This window comes from Iodidimonas sp. MBR-22 (assembly GCF_029946565.1).
GTDB classification, from domain to species: Bacteria; Pseudomonadota; Alphaproteobacteria; order Sphingomonadales; family Rhodothalassiaceae; genus Iodidimonas; species Iodidimonas nitroreducens.
Genome location: NZ_JARKVQ010000005.1, coordinates 78,624 through 97,803, shown reverse-complemented (window position 1 = coordinate 97,803; position 19,180 = coordinate 78,624). Strand labels below are relative to the sequence as shown.

Below are 19,180 nucleotides of genomic sequence, written 5' to 3'. Positions count from 1 at the left end.
CACCCTTTTGGCAGATTGAAACGGAAGCCTAAATGACACGCACCCAAAAGCTGGATCAGTTGATCAACAGCGGCCCGCAGATCCTGCTGCCCAGCCTTCTTGCCCTTGCCAGTGCGATCATTTTGGGCGCTGCGCATTTTTTTGAATATCTGGGCTATGCCCCCTGCACCTTATGCCAGTGGCAGCGCATTCCTTATTATCTGGCCCTGTTGCTGCCCTTGCTGATCTTTGTGCCCGGGCGCAGGGGGCTGGATCTGGCGCTGTTTTGCGGGATGGTTTTGTTTCTTGCCACGGCTTTCGTCGGCGGCTTTCATGGCGGGGTAGAGCAGGGTTTCTGGGCGGGGCCATCCACCTGTTCGGGCGCAAGCCTGCCCACCGATCCGGCGGCGGCTTTAGAGCAGATCATGAAAGCCAAGCTGGTGCGCTGCGACGATATTTCATGGTCCTTTCTGGGGCTTTCAATGGCAGTATGGAACATGCTGATCGCCCTGGGGCTGGCCGGTTTTTCAGGCTATGCTCTTTATCGGCGGCACATCATCCAGAAAGGGCAAAGCCATGGCTGATCCCACGAAATCCATAAAATCACCCGGCATCGTGCCGTCCGCGAAAAGCGCCGCACTCACGAAAAGGGTGCCACCACGCCCCTTGCCCGGGGATCGCCAGCCCGGGGAAAGCATTGATGAAATGATCCGCGTCGATCATGCCGGGGAATATGGGGCTGCCCGCATCTATGCCGGCCAGCTTGCGGTTCTGGGCCATGGGCATCGGCTCAGCCCCCTGATCCGGCATATGGCCAAGCAGGAAGCACGGCATTTGCAGCGCTTTGATGAATTGCTGATTGAACGCCGGGTGCGCCCGTCGCTTTTATCGCCCTTTTGGCATGTGGCGGGCTATGCTTTGGGGGCCGGAACCGCCCTTTTGGGTGAACGCGCCCTGATGGCCTGTACCGCCGCCGTTGAAGAGGTGATCGACGATCATTATGAAAGCCAGCGCCGCGCCTTGGGCGACAAAGAACCGGAACTGGCCGAGACCATCGCCGATTTTCAGAGCGAGGAAGCCGAACATCGCGAAACCGCCCTTGCCCATGGGGCCGAAGATACGCCCGGCTATGGGCTTTTGGCAGGGGCCATCAAAAGCGGCTGCCGTTTGGCGATTGCCATGGCCAGAAAGCTTTGATGATGCGCCGGGCCTTCCGCCCCATTTTCGGGGGCGTGATCAGGGCTCCAGTTCGCTATCCCAATACAGATAATCGCGCCAGCTATCATGCAGATAATTGGGCGGAAACCGGCGGCCATTTTCAATGAGCTGATGGCTATTGGGGCGGAAGGGTTTGATCATCGGATACATCCCCGCTTCCTGCGGCGTGCGCCCGCCTTTGGCCAGATTGCAGGGCGCACAGGCCGTGGTCACATTTTCCCATGTAGTGCGGCCACCATAGGCCCGGGGCACCACATGATCAAAGGTGAGATCAGACCCGATCGCACAATATTGGCAGCTAAAACGATCCCGTAAAAACAGATTGAATCGGGTAAAGGCGGGCCAGGTGGCGGGCTTTATATAGGTTCGTAAGGAAATGACCGAAGGCAGGCGGATTTCAGTGGTGGGCGAGCGCACCACCCGATCATATTCCGAAACAATATTCACCCGATCCAGAAAAACCGCTTTCAGGGCCGTTTGCCATCCCCATAAAGACAAAGGGAAATAGCTCAAGGGCCGAAAATCGGCATTCAAAACCAGAGCCGGGCAGCTTTCAGGCGAGGGGAGAGAGACTCCATCCAGCATCGCGTGATCTATCCTGCGAAGAGAACCGGATGACACCCGCCCTTCCCAATGAAAACCGGGCCGCCCAGTCTTTCGAGAGTGTTTTACAAGATACAGTGTTCTCTATTTATGACAACACTCCATATTGCCGCAGATCAAGCGGGATTTTGGCTTCAGGCTCAATCTTCAGGCCCAATCTTCAGGCCCAATCTTCAGGCCAGATGCTTTTTTAAAAATTCAACCGCCTTGCGCAGGCCATCGGGGGCAATGCTATGGGCGATATTCTGACTGATATGCCGTTCCACCGGAATTTTCGCAGCTTCCATGGCCCCAAAGGCTTCAAACATCAGCCACACCGGCACCACATCATCCGCCGCCCCATGCACCAGCAAAACCGGGGGTGGCGGCCCCATTTCCTCGATCAATCGGCCCGGGCTTGCAAGCGAGCCTGAAAAGCCGACAATCCCGGCCAAAGCCTGTTTCCGACGCAGCCCCACATGCAGGCTCATCATCGTGCCCTGGGAAAAGCCGACAAGTGCCAGCCTGTTTGCGGGGAGATCGAAACGATCGAGCTGCCGATCGATATAATGATCCAATATCGCTGCGGCCGCAGCCGTTCCCTCATCACGCTCGGCGCGGCTGATGGATGTGAGTGGAAACCACTGATAACCCTGTGGCGCCCCGGGACAGGGCTGGGGCGCATTGGGCGAGAGAAAATGCGCACCCGGCAAAATATTTTGAAAATGCGGTGCAAGACTGATCAGATCGGCACCATTCGAGCCATAGCCATGGGCGAAGATCACCAGACTATCGGGGGAGATCCCATGGGCGGGGGCAAGCTCGGGACCGGAAAGCATGGGGATGGTGGACATGATCAAAAAGGCTCCTTTGAAAACGGCAACACAGGCGGCTATGCTTGGGCGCGGCGGCCGATTTTTGGGCCGCCTTCCCATTATCATGCCCCCCATCTGCCCGCCCCAGCATGAAAAGGCAAGAACCGATGCCGCCTTTGTTGATCACCCGCTTTGCGCCCAGCCCCACCGGCCATCTGCATCTGGGCCATGCTTATTCAGCAATTCTGGTCCATGATACCGCCCGCGCCGCCGGGGGGCGGTTCATCCTGCGCCTTGAAGATATCGATCAAAGCCGCTGTCTCGCCCCTTATAGCGATGCCATCATTGATGATCTGCGCTGGTTGGGGCTGCATTGGGATGGGCCGGTGCGCCAGCAATCTCAGCATTTTGCTGATTATCAATCAGCCCTTGATCAATTGGCGAATAAGGGCCTGCTTTATCCCTGTTTTTGCACCCGCAAGGATATTGCCGCTGAAATCGCCCGCGCCCCTGCAGCCCCCCATGGCCCGGAAGGGGCGCTTTATCCCGGCATCTGCAAAGCCCTTTCGCGCGCCGAGGCCGAAAGCCGGATCGCATCGGGGGAAGCCTATGCCCTGCGCCTTGATAGCGAAGCTGCCATCAGGGCCAGCGGCGGGCCGGGTGCTCTGGCCTTTCAGGGTGAAAAGGGATGCCGCCATATCGCTTACCCCGAAGGGTTGGGGGATGTGGTGCTGGCGCGAAAGGATGTGCCCACCAGCTATCATCTGGCGGTAACGGTGGATGATGCCATCCAAAATATCAGCCATGTTATCCGGGGGGAGGATTTGCGCCACGCCACCCATCTGCATCGGCTGTTGCAGGCCCTGCTCGATCTGCCCACGCCCATCTATCAGACCCATGCCCTGCTGAAAGATGCAACGGGCAGGCGGCTGGCAAAACGCGACAAGGCCCAAACCCTGCAATCCCTGCGGCAGGAAGGCTGGACCCCCGATGATGTGCGCGCCGCCATCAAACGCCTGTCAGGCGGCTTTGCCCGTGGCTGAGCCAAAGCGTCAGGCCGCACTTCAGGCCGCAGCCTTTTGCGCCAGCAGAGCAGCGATTTCGCGCATGATGGCGGTGATCTTGAAATCCTTCGGGGTGAAAACCCGCGCCACCCCGGCAGCGATCAGGCGTTCGGCATCCTTGGGCGGGATAATCCCCCCCACCACCAAAGGCACATCGCCGATCCCGGCTTTGTTCATCTGCGCCAGAACTTCCTCGACCAGCACAGTGTGCGAGCCTGAAAGGATCGACAAGCCGATCACATGCACCCCTTCTTCCAAAGCGGCATTGACAATCCGCGCCGGGGTCAGCCTGATCCCTTCATAAACCACTTCAAAGCCGCAATCCCGCGCCGCCGTGGCGATCTGCTCGGCCCCATTGGAATGGCCATCCAATCCCGGCTTTCCCACCAGAAATTTTGGCCGCCGCCCCAGATGTTGGGCAAGATCGCTGATTTCGGCCTGAATGATGGCGAGCCCCCGATCTTTGGCCAAGGCCCCGGCGCCAACCCCCGTGGGCGCGCGATATTCGCCAAAGACGGCGCGCAGGGCCGCCGCCCATTCGCCGGTGGTGACCCCGATTTTGGCGGCAGCAATCGATGGCGGCATGATATTGTCGCCGCTCAAAGCCGCCGCCTTCAGCGCCGATAAAGCCTCAGCCACCGCGGCCTCGTCCCGGTTCGCCCGCCACAGATGAAGCGCATCGATCTGGGCCTGTTCAACCCCGGGATCAACGGTCATGATCGCTTCATCCGCCTCGCCCGTGAGGGGCGAGGGCGCGCTATCGAGATAGGCATTCACCCCCACCACCATCTGTTCGCCGCTTTCAATGGCCCGCAAACGGCGGGTATTGGACTCGACCAATCGGCGCTTCATATAGCCGCTTTCAATCGCCGCCACGGCCCCGCCCATCGCCTCGATCCGGGCCAGTTCCGCCAGCGCTGCGGCTTTCAGGGCCGAAACTTTTTCCGCCACCACCGGCGAGCCATCAAACAGATCGCCATAATCCAGCAGATCGGTTTCAAAGGCCAAAATCTGTTGCAGGCGCAAGGACCATTGCTGATCCCATTCGCGCGGCAGGCCCATGGCTTCATTCCAGGCCGGAAGCTGCACCGCCCGGGCGCGCGCCGATTTCGATAAAACCACGGCCATGGCTTCGAGCAGGATGCGGTAAACATTATTTTCCGGCTGCTGTTCGGTCAGCCCCAAGCTATTCACCTGCACGCCATAGCGAAACCGGCGATAGCGGGCCTCTGTGATGCCATAGCGGGTGCGGCAGATCTCATCCCATAATTCTGTAAAGGCCCGCATCTTGCACATTTCCGTAACGAACCGGATCCCCGCATTGACGAAAAAGCTGATCCGCCCCACCACGCGCGGAAAATCCGCCGCATCGAGCGCCGGATTGGCCCGCACCCGGTCCAGCACCTCGATGGCGGTGGCAAGGGCAAAGGCCAGTTCTTCCTCGGGTGTCGCCCCGGCTTCCTGCAGATGATAGGAACACACATTGGTGGGATTCCATTTCGGCAGATGATCGGCACAGAACACCACCACATCATTGATCAGCTTCAAGCTCGGATCGGGGGGGAAAATATAGGTGCCGCGCGACAGATATTCCTTGATGATATCATTTTGCACGGTGCCCGAAAGCTGCGCCCGATCAATCCCCCGCTCATCGGCCAAAGCGCAATAAAGCGCCAAAAGCCAAGGGGCCGTGGCATTGATGGTCATCGATGTATTCATACGATCAAGGGGCAGATCAAGAAACAGACTGCGCATATCGCCAAGATGGGCAATCGGCACCCCGACCTTGCCCACCTCACCGCGCGCCAGCGGATGATCGGCATCATAGCCGGTTTGGGTGGGCAGATCGAACGCCACCGACAGGCCGGTTTGCCCCCGCGCCAGATTGGTTCGATAAAGGGCATTCGATGCCTCGGCCGAACTGTGCCCCGAATAGGTCCGCATCAACCAGGGATCATCCCGACCGGCGGTCATGGCTTTCTCGCCTTGATCGCTTTCCTGATTGCTCTCGGGATTTTTCCGGTCCGCCATGCCTGCCTCCTCGTCTCATCTGTCCAAGACCTAAAATCGAAGCCGAGAACGCAATAAAATTGCGCCATAGCCCTCCACTTTGGCATGATATTTATTTTTTGTGCAATGCACAAGTCGCACTGATCCCAACATAAACCCGTCAAACCCCCTGCATTTTGGCGGGTTTTCGCCATAAAGGCCGCCTCTCTGTCCTTTCCTGCATCACCAAGGCCGGATTATCTGGAAATCAGGTTGTATTTTATGATAATCTTATCTTATCGGTTGCCCGATCTCTTCCCGTCGGGTCAACCTGCATCAGGCCGGTGGAAGCCATCGACACCCCTCCCCCTCGCTTTCACCGGCCTCTTTTCATGAACCAGAACAGGGACAACCCCTCAATAAAGTGAATGATGCACTGCGCCATTTATGGCAGGTGGGTTCATTGATAATGCCCCGCACATTCAGGCAAATGCCGCATAAATGTTAATACTGTGGCCATAAAAACACATTATATGAATATTTTGTTGTATTATTTAAAATATAATTGCTTTTACGCGTTTTTTCACTGGCATATCTTTTCATTGTGCGATGCAATAGGCTGATTGAGGCCAACAGCCTTTACAGACCCCTTCTGAACGAGGAGACGACCATGCCAGCAGCCCCTGCAGCAACACGCCAATCGGATCAAACCGACCAGCCTGTCGCCGCTGCCGCCGCACCATTGAAAGACCTTTATGACGTAGGGGAAATTCCGCCTTTGGGGCATGTTCCGGCCAGAATGCACGCATGGGCAATCCGCCGCGAACGCCATGGCCCCCCCGCCTCGGCGATGGTTGAAGAAGTGGTGGAAACCCCGGAGATCGATTCGGATGAAGTGCTGATTCTGGTGATGGCCGCCGGGGTCAATTATAATGGCGTTTGGGCCGCCCTTGGCCTGCCGATCTCGCCTTTCGATGTGCATAAGGCGGATTATCACATTGCCGGCTCTGATGCGGCGGGCATTGTGTATAAGGTGGGGCGCCGGGTTACCCGCTTTAAAGTGGGTGATGAGGTGGTTGTGCATTGCAATCAGGATAATGGCGATGATGAAGAATGCAATGGCGGCGATCCCATGTTTTCTTCGAGCCAGCGCATCTGGGGCTATGAAACTCCGGATGGCTCATTCGCCCAGTTCGCCCGGGTGCAGGCGCGCCAGTTGATGCCCCGCCCCCGGCATCTGACATGGGAAGAAAGTGCGTGCTATACTCTCACCCTTGCTACCGCCTATCGGATGTTGTTTGGGCACCGGCCGCATATTCTGCGCCCCGGCGATCATGTGCTGGTCTGGGGGGCATCGGGCGGGCTTGGCTCGATGGCCATTCAGTTGATCGCCACCGCCGGGGCCAATGCCATCGGGGTGATTTCCGACGACAGCAAACGCGATTTCGTTTTGTCATTGGGGGCAAAGGGCGTGATCAACCGCCGCGATTTCGATTGCTGGGGCCAATTGCCGCCGGTTTCCGATGCCGCTGCCTATGCCGATTATATGAAAAAATGCCGGGCCTTTGGCAAGGCGATCTGGGAGATTACCGGCAAGGGCAATGATGTGGATGTGGTGTTCGAGCATCCCGGCGAACAAACCTTTCCCGTTTCATGCTTTGTGGTCAAACGCGGGGGCATGGTGGTGTTTTGTGCGGGCACCACGGGTTTTAACCTCACCTTTGATGCACGCTTTGTGTGGATGCGGCAAAAGCGCATTCAGGGCAGCCATTTCGCCAATCTCAAACAGGCGAGCCAGGCCAATCGGCTGGTGATCGAGCGGCGGATCGATCCGTGCATGTCGGAAGTTTTCAGTTGGTCCGATATTCCCCGCGCCCATGAAAAAATGCGCGCCAATCAGCATAAGCCGGGCAATATGGCGGTGCTGGTCTCTGCCCGGCATCCGGGATTGCGCACCTTTGAAGATGCGGTGGAGGCAGGCAATGGCTGATCAATCTGCTGCCGCTGCCCTGTCTGCCGATCCGGCCGAAGCCTCGATCCGCCTGCCCGGCCTTCAAACCTATGCCCGCGCCATCGCCAGTGCCGGGGACTTGGTGGATCATATCCGCCAGCATCTGGCTGAAAGGCTGTGTGTGGATGGCCGCCCCGATAAAGACCGGATCACCCGCCACCAAACAGCGGCCCATGGGCTGGCCTGGTATGCCAGCTATGCGGCCACCTTGAAGGCCACCCTCGATTGGGCGCACAGGCTTGAGGCGGAAGGGCTTTTTGGGGAAACCGAAGCCCTGATCCTTGCCATTGGCTGCGGCGAATATCTCGCCCAGATGGCTGGCGGCATCGCCATGAGCCAAAGTGAGATCATCCGCCCCCAAAGCCTTGGCCTGCCCAAAAGCGTGCTGGCCGCATTTTTAAACGAGGATGTGGAGACGGTGATCGCGGCGGGCACGCGCGACCCCCATCGCCAGGCTTTGGCCCAGCATCTGGCGCGGGGCCACGGGGGCGCGGATGGCCTTGATGAAACCCTGCAAATGGTGCGCGATACCTTCCGCCGCTTTGCCGATAAGCATCGGGAAGCCGCCCATGGCTGGCATCTGGCCGATGCGCTGATCCCCCTCGATGTCATTCAAGATCTGGCCGATCTGGGCGTGTTCGGCCTCACCATCCCCGAAAGCCATGGCGGCGCGGGCATGGGCAAGGCGGCGATGTGCGTGGTCTCCGAAGAACTGAGCCGGGGTTATATCGGCCTTGGCTCATTGGGCACGCGCAGCGAAATCGCCGCCGAACTGATCCTTAACGGTGGCACCGAAGCGCAAAAGGCCCATTGGCTGCCCCGGATTGCCAGTGGCAACATCCTACCCACCGCCGTTTTCACCGAACCCAATACCGGCTCTGATCTGGGGTCGCTCTCCACCCGCGCGGTGCGTCGGGGCGATCAGTATCTGGTCACCGGCAATAAAACATGGATCACCCACGCTGCCCGCGCCGATCTGATGACCCTTCTGGTCCGCACCGATCCCGATCAGCCCGGCTATAAAGGCTTGTCGATGCTGCTGGCGGAAAAACCCCGGGGCACCGAGGGCGATCCCTTTCCGGCGGCGGGCATGTCGGGCGGTGAGATTGCGGTTCTGGGCTATCGCGGCATGAAGGAATATGAGCTGGGCTTTGATGGCTTTGCGGTTGATGCCCATAATCTGCTCGGCGGTGTCGAGGGGATGGGCTTCAAGCATCTGATGGCCACCTTTGAAAGCGCGCGCATCCAAACGGCGGCACGCGCCGTGGGTGTGGCCCAATCGGCTTTGGATCTGGGCCTTGGCTATGCGCTGGATCGACAGCAATTTGGCCAGCCCATTCTGGCTTTTCCGCGCATTTATGGCAAAGTGGCGATGATGGCGGCGGAAATCATGATGGCCCGGCAATTATGCTATGCCGCCGCCCATCAAAAAGACAGCGGCAAGCGCTGCGATCTGGAAGCGGGGATGGCGAAATTGCTGGCTGCCCGCATCGCCTGGTCGGCGGCGGATAATGCGGTGCAAATCCATGGCGGCAATGGCTATGCCATGGAATATCCCATCAGCCGGGTGCTGGTGGATGCCCGTATCCTCAATGTCTTCGAAGGTGCCGCCGAAATTCAGGCCAATGTGATTGCCACCCGGCTTTTAGAGCAGGGCTGATAAGGCTTTGGGCTTGACGCCCGCCGATCCCTTTGGCCTTCTTCTTTTCTCATGATCGGGAAAAGGGGCAGGGCTATGAATGTTCAGGGCTGGTTGATATTGGCGGGATTGTTTCTCACCTTGATCACCTTCATCATCCAGACCCGGCTGGCCAATCGCACCCGGTTGGGAGAAATCTATCAGGAACTCGAAGTCGCCTCGAACGATGTTTTTCGCTTTGAAGCCGAACATGCCGATCGCCTTGCACCTTTTTTGAACGAAACGCCGCCCGCCCAAGCTCTTCCAGCCAGCGACCGGCTGATCGCAGACAATCGGCTTTTCCAGATCCTTAATCTGTTTGAAATCGCCACCCGTTTTCGCCGCAAACGATTTTTCGAGCCCGATGTTTATGCAAGCTGGGTGGCCTGGCAATTCGATCTGTTGCAAAACTGGCATTTCAGGGCGGTTTGGCCCACGATCTGCGATAATTACACCTCTGATCTGCGGCAGATCTTTGATCAGCCGGTGGCCGATCATGATGATGACGTGCCTTATGCGCAGCAAAAGGCGGGTTTTTATCTGCATGTGGCCAAAACCATGATGGCCGACAAAGCCTATATCTCGCATGGCGAAATCATGGCCGGGCTGAGCCCCGATGGCCGCTTATGGGCCGCCGATACCCCGGAAAAAACCCGGACCTGGCTCCATAAGCTTTATGAAACACCCCCCAATCAGCCCGAACGGCCTTTTTTATGCGCGGCCTATGATCAAAAGAAGGATCTGGTGGCGGCTGCCGTTTTAACCTGGCATGATGAGGCTGGCCCGATTTACATCGTTCTGGAAGATATGGTGGTGCGCGCGGATGCGCGCGGCGCGGGCATAGGTCGAGCCTTGCTGGATGAGGTCATGGCCAAAACGCATGGCCATTGGCTTTTTCTTGAAAGCGGCCTGCACAACAGTGCAGCCCATGGCTTTTTTAAGGCGTCAGGCTTTCGCACCGTCTCTCATGTGTTTGCCCGTGCCCCATGATCGCGCCCAAAGCGCAGCCTCATAAACCCTTTCCGAAAGCCTTTATTGCGCCAGAAGCTGATTGAGATAGGCGGCGATCCGCAGCCCGCCTTTGGTCAGTTGGTCTTTCACGATGGGCATGTTCTGATAGAGATAATCATAAGACAGCTCAGACGTATCCGGGTAAAGGCCCGGCCGGATCGCCGCACTTTCCGCGATCCAGATTTTGGGATCGCTGATCATCAGCGCCGTCACATCCGCGTCGCTCAAGGGTGCCGTCAGCCACGCCGTCCATTCGCTATAAGATAACAACTCGCCATCAATCATCTCGCTATCCCACACCCGATGAAGATTGCTCTCTTTCCGAAACCAGGTGAGCTTCACATCATTGCCGCCACGGTCGGTTCCATTCCCCACATGCAAAGGCTGATGCAGATCGCCGATGATATGGACGATGAAACGCAAGGCGCGCTGCTTGATCGCAAGCGATGTTTCAGGATCGGTGAGGTCCTTTGAAAATTGCGCAAGCGCGGTGAAAGAATCTCCTGATTGCGGGGCATTTTTTACGTGATATGATGTTCCTTTCGGAACCGTAACATAATGAAAGGGGCCCGCCACATCCTGCCAGAAGGGATCGGGATCAGAGCGCATTTCATCAGGCCAGCTTGAGGCCTGAGCAAGGCTTTCCGTGCCGATGAGGGCGCTGATGGCGGCGCGCGCTTCTTGCGATAAATAGCGTTCGGCAATCGCCCCGGTCACCCGATGGCCGGTTTTGCCCCAGGCAAAAGCGGGAGCCGCGATGAGCGACAGGCCAAGCCACGATACCCCTAAAAGCGCTATCATCCGGCGCGCCATTTTATTCATGCTTCTGCTCCTTTTGCCTGCGACATTGTGCTCATCCCCAAGGCTTATCATATGAGAGAGGATGACGGCAGCAAAATCCAATGCGATAAAGATGCTGTATAAACGGATGGAAAAAGCGGCCCGGTGGCATGGCCAGATGGGTCCTTTAGCGTCAGATCACCAGTCAGGAGCACGATGTCTTCCATTTTTCTCATTTTGATTCCGATCTTCATGATCGCTGCCCTTGGGGCGGTTCTTTTGGGGGTTTTGAATATGGCGCGGCAGGGCAAGGCCAGTCAGCAGCGCTCCAACAAGCTGATGCAATATCGGGTCTTATTCCAGTTCATTGCCGTGATCCTGATGGGTCTTTTATTTTTCATGGCAGCAGGGTGAAGGCTTTATGGTCAAGCTGACGAAAATCTATACACGCGGCGGCGATCAGGGGGAAACTTCGCTGGTGGATGGCTCGCGGGTGCCCAAATATGCCCCCCGGATCGAGGCTTTTGGCAGTATCGACGAAGCCAATGCCGTGCTCGGGATCGTGCGGCTGCACAGTTCGGGGATCATCGATGACATGCTCGCCCGTATTCAGAATGAGCTGTTTGATCTGGGGGCCGATCTCGCCACCCCGCCCCTTGATGGCGCGCAGGAAGCCGGGGCTTTGCGCATCACCGATGATCAGGTGACCCGGCTGGAGCAGGAAATCGACGTCATGAACGAGCGGCTTTCGCCCCTCTCAAGCTTTATCCTGCCCGGTGGCAGCCCGGTGGCGGCCTATCTGCATCTGGCCCGCACCATTGTGCGCCGCGCCGAACGCCTCATGGTTTTGGCGGGGCAGGATACCGAAATCAATGCCGCAGCGCGCAAATATGCCAATCGGCTGAGCGATCATTTGTTTGTTTTATCGCGGATTGCCAACGAAAATGGCGCACAGGATGTTTTGTGGAAACCCGGCGCCACGCGGCAAAAGGGCTAGGCGCACGCATCCGTGGGCGCGTTGACTTGAACCAGGCCTTCACCTATGTCTCGGGGAAAGCCGGATCATCTTTTTTGCATTGCATCACAATTTTGGGTGCGCTGCTTTTAAAGTTGATATGAAGCGCGATCACGTGAATGATACCGGGCCGCTTTCTTCCTTTGGATGCGGCCAAATAAAGGAGCTTTGATCGATCATGAAGGTGCTGGTCCCTGTCAAGCGGGTGGTTGATTATAATGTCAAGGTGCGGGTGAAATCCGATCAGTCGGGTGTCGAACTCGCCAATGTCAAAATGTCGATGAACCCATTCGATGAAATCGCCGTGGAAGAAGCCATTCGCCTCAAAGAGGCAGGCAAAGCCGAAGAGATCGTCATTGTCTCCATCGGCCCCAAACAGGCACAGGAAACGATCCGCACGGGCTTGGCCATGGGTGCTGATCGCGGCATTCATATCGAGCATGATGGCCCGACCGAGCCGCTGGCGGTGGCCAAATGCCTCAAAGCCATCATTGATGCCGAAGCGCCCGGGCTGGTCATTCTGGGCAAGCAGGCGATCGATGACGATGCCAATCAAACCGGGCAGATGCTGGCGCAGCTTCTGGGCTGGGCGCAGGGCACCTTTGCCTCGAAAGTCGTGATCGATGGCGAGCATGTGGATGTGACCCGCGAAGTGGATGGGGGGCTTGAAACCATCAGGCTCAATTTGCCCGCGATCATCACCACTGATCTGCGCCTCAATGAGCCGCGCTATGCCTCTCTGCCCAATATCATGAAGGCAAAGCGCAAGCCCATCGATGCCAAAACCCCCGATGATTTCAGCTGCGACATGACCCCGCGCATCACCATCACCAGGGTTGAAGAACCGCCCAAACGCCAAGCCGGTGTGAAGGTTGAAAGCGTTGCCGAACTGGTGGGCAAATTGCGGGAAAAAGGAGTGATCAAATGACAGCTCTGGTTCTTGCCGAACATGATAATAAGGCGCTCAATGATGCCACCCGTTCGGCCATCACCGCCGCCAAGGCGCTTTCGGATGTGCATGTGCTGGTCGCCGGCCATGGCGCGGGCGATGTGGCAAAAGCCGCCGCCGCTGTGGATGGCGTGAGCAAGGTTTTGCATATCGATGGCGCGCATCTGGAGCATCCCACGGCGGAATCCCTGTCGGCGGTGATTTTGGCTGTGGCCGATGATTATGATGTGCTGATGGCGCCAGCCACCACGGCGGGCAAGAATGTCATGCCCCGGGTGGCCGCTGCCCTTGATGTGGCGCAGATTTCCGAAATCGTCGAAGTTTTAGGGAAAACCAGCTTCAAGCGACCGATTTATGCGGGCAATGCCATCGCCACGGTGGAAACGACGGATCAGCGTCTGGTGATCACGGTGCGCAGCACGGCTTTTGAAAAGGCCGAAGCCAGCGGCGGTTCGGCAGAAATCGTCACCCTTGATGCCGCAGCCGATCCGGGCCTGTCTTCTTTTGTGAGCCAGGAACTCTCGAAATCCGATCGCCCGGAACTGACCAGCGCCGATATCATCATTTCCGGGGGCCGGGGCATGGGCTCGGGTGAGAATTTCGCCCTTGTTGAAAAGGTGGCCGATAAGCTGGGGGCGGCCATCGGGGCCAGCCGCGCCGCCGTGGATGCGGGCTATGTGCCCAATGATTATCAGGTAGGCCAAACCGGCAAGATCGTCGCCCCCGAGCTTTATATCGCGGTGGGCATTTCCGGGGCCATCCAGCATCTGGCGGGGATGAAAGACAGCAAGATCATCGTCGCCATCAACAAAGACGAAGAAGCGCCGATCTTTCAGGTGGCCGATTATGGGCTGGTCGCCGATCTGTTCACGGCCCTTCCCGAACTTGAAAAAGAACTGTCTTGAAACTGAAAAATCAGTCATAACGCCCCGGTGACCTTGTTATCGGGGCGTTTGTCTTGAAAGAACCAGAAACAGGTGTTTTCATAGCCCGAACGCTTCAGGATCGGGCAGGACTTATGAAGCCCATCGTTTCAAAGGAATGGATGTCAGAATGCGTATAGTGGGTGTCGTTGGCGCGGGTCAGATGGGAAATGGTATTGCCCATGTGATTGCGCTTGGCGGTCATGAAGTGGTGCTGTCCGATATTGCCAAAGAACGCGCCGAACAGGGGCTGGGCATTATTCGTCACAATCTGGAACGACAGGTCAATCGCGAATTGATCACCCAGGATGAGATGGACAAAGCCTTTGCCCGCATCAGCATCACCGATAATCTTGCCCATATGAAAGATGCCGATCTGGTGATTGAAGCGGCATCGGAAAAAGAAAATGTCAAGGTCGCCATTTTCAAGGAACTGTGCGAAACGCTGAAGCCCGAAGCCCTGCTGGCCACCAATACCTCATCCATTTCCATCACCCGTTTGGCATCTTCCACCGACCGTCCGGAAAAATTCATCGGCATGCATTTCATGAATCCGGTGCCGATCATGAAGCTGGTGGAAGTGATCAGGGGCATTGCCACATCCGAAGAAACCTACAAGATCGCGCGGGAATTCGTCTCCGATCTGGGCAAGGATGTTGCCATCGCCGAAGATTTCCCCGCCTTCATCGTCAATCGCATTCTGCTGCCGATGATCAATGAAGCCATCTATACCCTTTATGAAGGGGTAGGATCGGTGGAAGCCATCGATAAAGCCATGCGGCTGGGCGCCAATCACCCCATGGGGCCATTGCAACTGGCCGATTTCATCGGGCTTGATACCTGCCTGTCGATCATGCAGGTGCTGTATGAAGGGCTGGCCGATACCAAATATCGCCCCTGCCCGCTTCTGGTGAAATATGTGGAAGCCGGTTGGATCGGCCGCAAGGTTGGCCGTGGCTTTTATGATTATAGCACCGAAGAGCCAACCCCCACGCGCTGAGCCGCCCATTCTAAAACGAACCGGCCCGATCTATCGGACCGAAAAACGCGGTTAAAAGCGGCGCAACAGCCGGCGCAGATATTGGCGTTCGGTTTCCCCCAGATCGGGATCGCTGATCCGCCTACGCAATTCTTCAAGAATTTCTTCCACGCGCCGGGCATCAAGGGCATCGGGCAGATCAAAGCCGCGCGTATTAAAGCCCGGCTGGGGCCGTCCCAAAGGATCAAGGCCATTGCCCGATGGCATTTGGGCCAAAGCCTGATCCAGCATCTTTTGCATGGCATCGGCGGCATCTTCGAGCTTTTGCAGGGCTTCCGCCTGCCCCTTGATCGCCTCGGCACCCGATTGCCGGGCCAAAGCCTCTTGCGCCTCACCCATTGATTGGCCTGCGGGGCCAAGCCCCTCGGGTGCTTCCAGCCCGTGTTCCCCCAACATGCTCAGCATTTCGGATAATTGCTCTGAAAGCGCCTGTTGCGCCTGTTCCAGATCACCGAAATCCTGCTCCGGCTGGCCCAAAGTGCTGCGCAGGCGATTGCGGATGGTCTGGCGGCTTGTTTCATCAAGCAGATGGCGCTGATCCTCGCTCAAGCCCTTCAGGGTATCGGCGGCTTTGCTGGCGGCCATCATCCGCTCATAATCTTCGGCCGACATCTGATTGACCGACGCATTTTCCATGATATCGCGCAATTGCTCCAGCATCTTACGCGCCCCGTCCTGATCTCCGGCGGCGGCCAGATCGCGCATCTGCTGGATCATCTGTTGCAGCATATCGCTGCCGATCACCTGCGATTGCTGGCGGCCATCCGAGCGCATAGGGGCGGTTTCAGCCTGCTGCCGGGCCATTTGCGATAAAAACTGCTGCATCATCGCTTCCAGGGCATCGGCTGATTCATCGAGGCTGGATAAATCGCCATTCAAAGCCTGTTCAAATTGATCCAAAGCATCGCGCAAGGAGCGGGTGGCCAAAGACATGCGGCCATCTTCAAGACGCAAAGCGGTTTCCCACAAGATTGCCGCGATCTCATCTACGGCCTGCGTGCTGCGATCCGATGCCAGCCGCCAAAAAGCGCTGCGCATGGCCGAAAAAACGGTGAAATCCCCCTCAAAAGCATCCACCGCCCGTGAAAGCCGATCAAGCCGATCCGCTTCCTTGAAAGCCAAGGGCGGCGCGGCCAGCATATCTTTACGAATGGCCACCAATTCTTTGGCCACGGGATGGCTGAACTGGCGCTCGGGCAGGCGGAAAACCAGCGGCTCGCTTTCCCCGATCTGGCCTGCTGCATCTTCGGCCTGCAAAATCCCGGTCACCAATTGCCCGGCATAGGCATGAGCGGTGAGGTCCTCATAAGCCACCAGCTTTTGCGGGCCATCCATGGTTTGCCCGCCGCGCAGATCGATCCTGAGACTGCTGGCTTCATCCCCCCCCATCGGGGTGAGCCGCAAAAAGGCCTGCGCCACCCCATAATCATCGGTGATCTGATAATCGATGCGCAAAGCCTGCCGCCGGCTTTGGGACGGGGGTTTGGCAAAAGCAATGCCGGGTGGCTGATCGGCGATGATCGCCAAAGGCCAGCGGGCCCGCAATCGCCCGGCCTGCATAATCTCGATGGCCTCTAAATCCGCCCCATCCAGCGTTTTTTCGATCTGATGATCGGTTTCGCCCATGCGCTCAAAGCGGCTTTCCGCATCCCCCAGCCGCAAAACCGGGCTTTGCCGCCCGCCATTGAGCCGCACGGTGAGCACCGACCCTTCCGCTATGCTGATCGGCTGAGATGGTGCGGCTCGAGGAGCGCCAACAGGAAAGAGTTCACCTTGAGCCAGCATCACCGGGCTTTGGCCGGTATAGGCGGGCGGGGTGAGCCAGGCATCAATGGCCACCTGCACCGCTGCGCCCGATAAGGGCGGCTGAAAAGCCGCCGTCAGCCGCCGCCCGCTATCAGACCCGGCATAAAGAAAGCCGATGAACAGGACCAAAAGCACAAGCGAACGCAAAGCCCACGGATCGGCCGCCACCAAAGACAGGCGCGGCCCCCGCACCTTCAGCCCCATCGCGACCTTTGCCATGGCTTCGCGATGGCGCTGCCATAAAAGTGCCCCACCCGTTACCAGCGCCGGGCTATCAAACACCGCATCAATCGGGCGATGGCGCACTTTTCCATCATCTTCCAGCCGACGGCGCGCCGCCTGTTCACCGGGCAGGGCAAGCTGGCGGATCGGCCCCCATGCAAGGGCCAGCATGGCCAGCACAAGCACGGCAAAAGCCCCCAGATGCTGCCAGCCCCCCAGATGCTGCCATAAGCCAAACAGGCCAAGGGCCGCATAAAGCCCCAAAAGCGCCACAGCCGGCCACAAACTACGCCACAAATATTCCAGCAAAAGCCAGACACGGGTCAGGGCGATCCGCCGCCGCAAATGCGCCCGGATCTCGCGGGTCCGTTTCATGTGGGCCGATGGAGCCATGCGGCGCGGCATTCCTTCTTTATGGTTGGCCTTCTATAGGGTTGGCCTTCTATAGGGTTGGCCTTCTATCATTTCAGATAGAATGTCGGTCATGAACAATCGATATTCAAGCGGTTCTCGAAAGCAATCGTCAGGCAAGCCATGGTGCCAGTTGATCCTGCGCCAGCAAAGCCGCCACATCGATCCGGGGCCGGATGACTGCATAATCCGCCCCATGCACCAGAACTTCGGGCACAAGGGGCCGGGTATTATAGCTCGAAGCCATCACCGCGCCATAGGCCCCGGCAGAGCGCAAAACCACAAGATCGCCAGCCACCAGCGTCACCGTTTGGCGATCCTTTGCAAAGCGATCCCCGGTTTCACAGACCGGGCCAACGAAATCAGCGATCATCCGCCCGGCATCAGGCCCGGGTTCGATCACCGGCGCAATCCCATGATAGGCATCATACATGGCGGGGCGCAGCAGATCGTTCATCGCCGCATCCAAAATCACGAAACGCCGATCCTCGCCATCTTTCACATAAATAACCTGTGTCAGCAAAACACCGGCATTGCCAGCGATCAGCCGCCCCGGCTCGGTGATGATCTGGCAGCCCAGATCCGATGCCACCTCTTTCACCATCGCACCATAGGCACTGGGCAAAGGCGGGGCGGGCTGATCGGGCTGATAGGGAATGCCAAGGCCACCGCCCAGATCGATCCGCTCGATCCGATGGCCAGCCGCACGCAGGCTGGCTACCAATTCAGCGACCCGATCAAAGGCGGCGCGAAAAGGCCCCAATTCAGTGAGCTGCGATCCGATATGCACATCGATGCCCACAATTGCGATGCCGGGCAGGCTTTGGGCATGGGCATAGGCCTCATGGGCCCGGCTCCAGGCGATGCCGAATTTGTTTTCCGCCCGCCCTGTGGAAATTTTGGCATGGGTTTTCGCATCGATATCGGGATTGATCCGCAAAGAAACCGGGGCCTTCATCCCCTTGGCGCTGGCCAGCGCCGACAGGGCTTCAAGCTCGGGTTCCGATTCCACATTGAATTGGTGGATGCCCGCATCAAGGGCCGCATCCATTTCCTGCGGCAATTTCCCCACCCCGGAAAAAACGATCCGCCGGGCCGGAATGCCCGCCGCCAAAGCCCGTGCCAATTCGCCACCGCTCACCACATCGGCACCACAGCCAAGGCGCGCCAGACTGGCCAGAACTGAAAGATTGGAATTCGCCTTCACCGCAAAACAGGTGAGATGATCGGTCCCTGAAAGGGCCTCGTCGAAAATCTGATAATGGCGGCAAAGCGTGGCTGTGGAATACACATAAACCGGGGTGCCCACCTCGGCAGCAATCCGCGCCAAGGGCACATCTTCGGCATGAAGACTGCCGTTTTTATACTGAAAATGATCCATCAGCGCGCCCTTTCAAAATTGGGCTGATCTTCGAGCGCCGCATCAGGATCGACGGGAGTGGAATCAACAGGATCGGGCGGCAAAGAATTTTGCGTTTCCGGCGCAGACGGTCGGGGCGAAGGACGGGGCGCACGGCGGGGCTCCTGGCGATCCATATCTTTGCGGAACGTCTCGATCCGGGGGTCTTCGGGGGCACCATCGGGGGGCAAAATCTCGCCCCGCCGACCACAGCCTGATAAAATCAGGCTCAGCACCAGCAGCCCCCATAATCCGCCCCGGCCTATGACCCTGTTCATCCCTTGGCCCA

Annotated in this window: 18 protein-coding genes; 11 read left to right on the top strand and 7 right to left on the bottom strand. The window is 58.0% G+C overall.

Annotated features, from left to right (window positions below; genetic code table 11):
* Positions 1-32 precede the first annotated feature (32 nt).
* Positions 33-563: a disulfide bond formation protein B gene (locus tag QK300_RS05585; protein WP_281300715.1), complete on the top strand. Its 531-nt coding sequence runs from the start codon at positions 33-35 to the stop codon at positions 561-563.
* On the top strand, positions 556-1,176 hold the full coding sequence (locus QK300_RS05580; RefSeq protein ID WP_281300716.1) for a demethoxyubiquinone hydroxylase family protein: 621 nt from the start codon (positions 556-558) through the stop codon (positions 1,174-1,176). Before QK300_RS05585 ends, QK300_RS05580 begins: the two co-directional genes overlap by 8 nt.
* Positions 1,177-1,215: 39 nt before the next feature.
* Here QK300_RS05580 and QK300_RS05575 read toward each other — a convergent pair whose 3' ends face one another.
* Together QK300_RS05575 and QK300_RS05570 are read right to left on the bottom strand one after the other, a co-directional pair.
* Entirely contained in the window at positions 1,216-1,782 is a 567-nt protein-coding gene (locus QK300_RS05575) for an HNH endonuclease (protein WP_281300717.1), read from the bottom strand.
* Between the two features lie 191 nt (positions 1,783-1,973).
* The gene (locus QK300_RS05570) at positions 1,974-2,633 is read right to left on the bottom strand and encodes an alpha/beta fold hydrolase (protein ID WP_281300718.1); all 660 of its coding nucleotides are present in this window, start codon (positions 2,631-2,633) and stop codon (positions 1,974-1,976) included.
* A 128-nt stretch (positions 2,634-2,761) separates the two neighbouring features.
* Here QK300_RS05570 and gluQRS point away from each other — a divergent pair, with 128 nt between their 5' ends.
* A complete protein-coding gene (gene gluQRS / locus QK300_RS05565; RefSeq protein WP_281300719.1) occupies positions 2,762-3,637 on the top strand; it encodes a tRNA glutamyl-Q(34) synthetase GluQRS in 876 nt (291 codons plus the stop codon).
* Between the two features lie 21 nt (positions 3,638-3,658).
* On the opposite strand, the gene QK300_RS05560 is transcribed toward gluQRS, so the two are convergent.
* Positions 3,659-5,632, bottom strand: a complete 1,974-nt coding sequence (locus QK300_RS05560; protein WP_348651835.1) for a protein meaA — start codon at positions 5,630-5,632, stop codon at positions 3,659-3,661.
* A gap of 685 nt (positions 5,633-6,317) precedes the next feature.
* On the opposite strand from QK300_RS05560, the gene ccrA reads away from it, so the two are divergent.
* The 3 genes from ccrA to QK300_RS05545 all read left to right on the top strand — a co-directional run bounded on the left by ccrA (position 6,318) and on the right by QK300_RS05545 (position 10,326).
* Complete coding sequence (gene ccrA, locus QK300_RS05555) at positions 6,318-7,637, top strand: crotonyl-CoA carboxylase/reductase (RefSeq protein ID WP_281300721.1); 1,320 nt, start codon at positions 6,318-6,320, stop codon at positions 7,635-7,637.
* Positions 7,630-9,318: an acyl-CoA dehydrogenase family protein gene (locus tag QK300_RS05550; RefSeq protein WP_281300722.1), complete on the top strand. Its 1,689-nt coding sequence runs from the start codon at positions 7,630-7,632 to the stop codon at positions 9,316-9,318. The genes ccrA and QK300_RS05550 overlap by 8 nt, the downstream gene beginning before the upstream one ends.
* A 75-nt stretch (positions 9,319-9,393) precedes the next feature.
* Complete coding sequence (locus tag QK300_RS05545) at positions 9,394-10,326, top strand: GNAT family N-acetyltransferase (RefSeq protein WP_281302276.1); 933 nt, start codon at positions 9,394-9,396, stop codon at positions 10,324-10,326.
* Between the two features lie 42 nt (positions 10,327-10,368).
* Here the strand turns inward: QK300_RS05545 and QK300_RS05540 are convergent, their stop codons facing one another.
* The gene (locus QK300_RS05540) at positions 10,369-11,160 is read right to left on the bottom strand and encodes a S1/P1 nuclease (protein ID WP_348651834.1); all 792 of its coding nucleotides are present in this window, start codon (positions 11,158-11,160) and stop codon (positions 10,369-10,371) included.
* Between the two features lie 183 nt (positions 11,161-11,343).
* Between QK300_RS05540 and QK300_RS05535 the strand changes: the two genes are divergently transcribed.
* From QK300_RS05535 to QK300_RS05515, 5 genes are all read left to right on the top strand, one after another.
* Positions 11,344-11,541 carry a twin transmembrane helix small protein gene (locus QK300_RS05535; RefSeq protein WP_042086615.1) on the top strand — a complete coding sequence of 66 codons (198 nt, stop codon included), beginning with the start codon at positions 11,344-11,346 and terminating at the stop codon, positions 11,539-11,541.
* 7 nt (positions 11,542-11,548) lie between these two features.
* On the top strand, positions 11,549-12,124 hold the full coding sequence (locus QK300_RS05530; protein WP_281300725.1) for a cob(I)yrinic acid a,c-diamide adenosyltransferase: 576 nt from the start codon (positions 11,549-11,551) through the stop codon (positions 12,122-12,124).
* 196 nt (positions 12,125-12,320) lie between these two features.
* Positions 12,321-13,070: an electron transfer flavoprotein subunit beta/FixA family protein gene (locus QK300_RS05525; RefSeq protein WP_281300726.1), complete on the top strand. Its 750-nt coding sequence runs from the start codon at positions 12,321-12,323 to the stop codon at positions 13,068-13,070.
* A complete protein-coding gene (locus QK300_RS05520) occupies positions 13,067-13,996 on the top strand; it encodes an electron transfer flavoprotein subunit alpha/FixB family protein (protein ID WP_281300727.1) in 930 nt (309 codons plus the stop codon). Before QK300_RS05525 ends, QK300_RS05520 begins: the two co-directional genes overlap by 4 nt.
* Positions 13,997-14,132: 136 nt before the next feature.
* Complete coding sequence (locus tag QK300_RS05515) at positions 14,133-15,014, top strand: 3-hydroxybutyryl-CoA dehydrogenase (RefSeq protein ID WP_348651829.1); 882 nt, start codon at positions 14,133-14,135, stop codon at positions 15,012-15,014.
* A gap of 51 nt (positions 15,015-15,065) precedes the next feature.
* Here the strand turns inward: QK300_RS05515 and QK300_RS05510 are convergent, their stop codons facing one another.
* The 3 genes from QK300_RS05510 to QK300_RS05500 all read right to left on the bottom strand — a co-directional run bounded on the left by QK300_RS05510 (position 15,066) and on the right by QK300_RS05500 (position 19,169).
* Positions 15,066-17,474, bottom strand: coding sequence for a DUF4175 family protein (locus QK300_RS05510; protein ID WP_281300729.1), 2,409 nt, complete (start codon positions 17,472-17,474; stop codon positions 15,066-15,068).
* 130 nt (positions 17,475-17,604) lie between these two features.
* Positions 17,605-18,873, bottom strand: coding sequence for a diaminopimelate decarboxylase (lysA, locus tag QK300_RS05505; RefSeq protein WP_281300730.1), 1,269 nt, complete (start codon positions 18,871-18,873; stop codon positions 17,605-17,607).
* Complete coding sequence (locus QK300_RS05500; RefSeq protein ID WP_281300731.1) at positions 18,873-19,169, bottom strand: hypothetical protein; 297 nt, start codon at positions 19,167-19,169, stop codon at positions 18,873-18,875. Before QK300_RS05500 ends, lysA begins: the two co-directional genes overlap by 1 nt.
* Positions 19,170-19,180 lie beyond the last annotated feature (11 nt).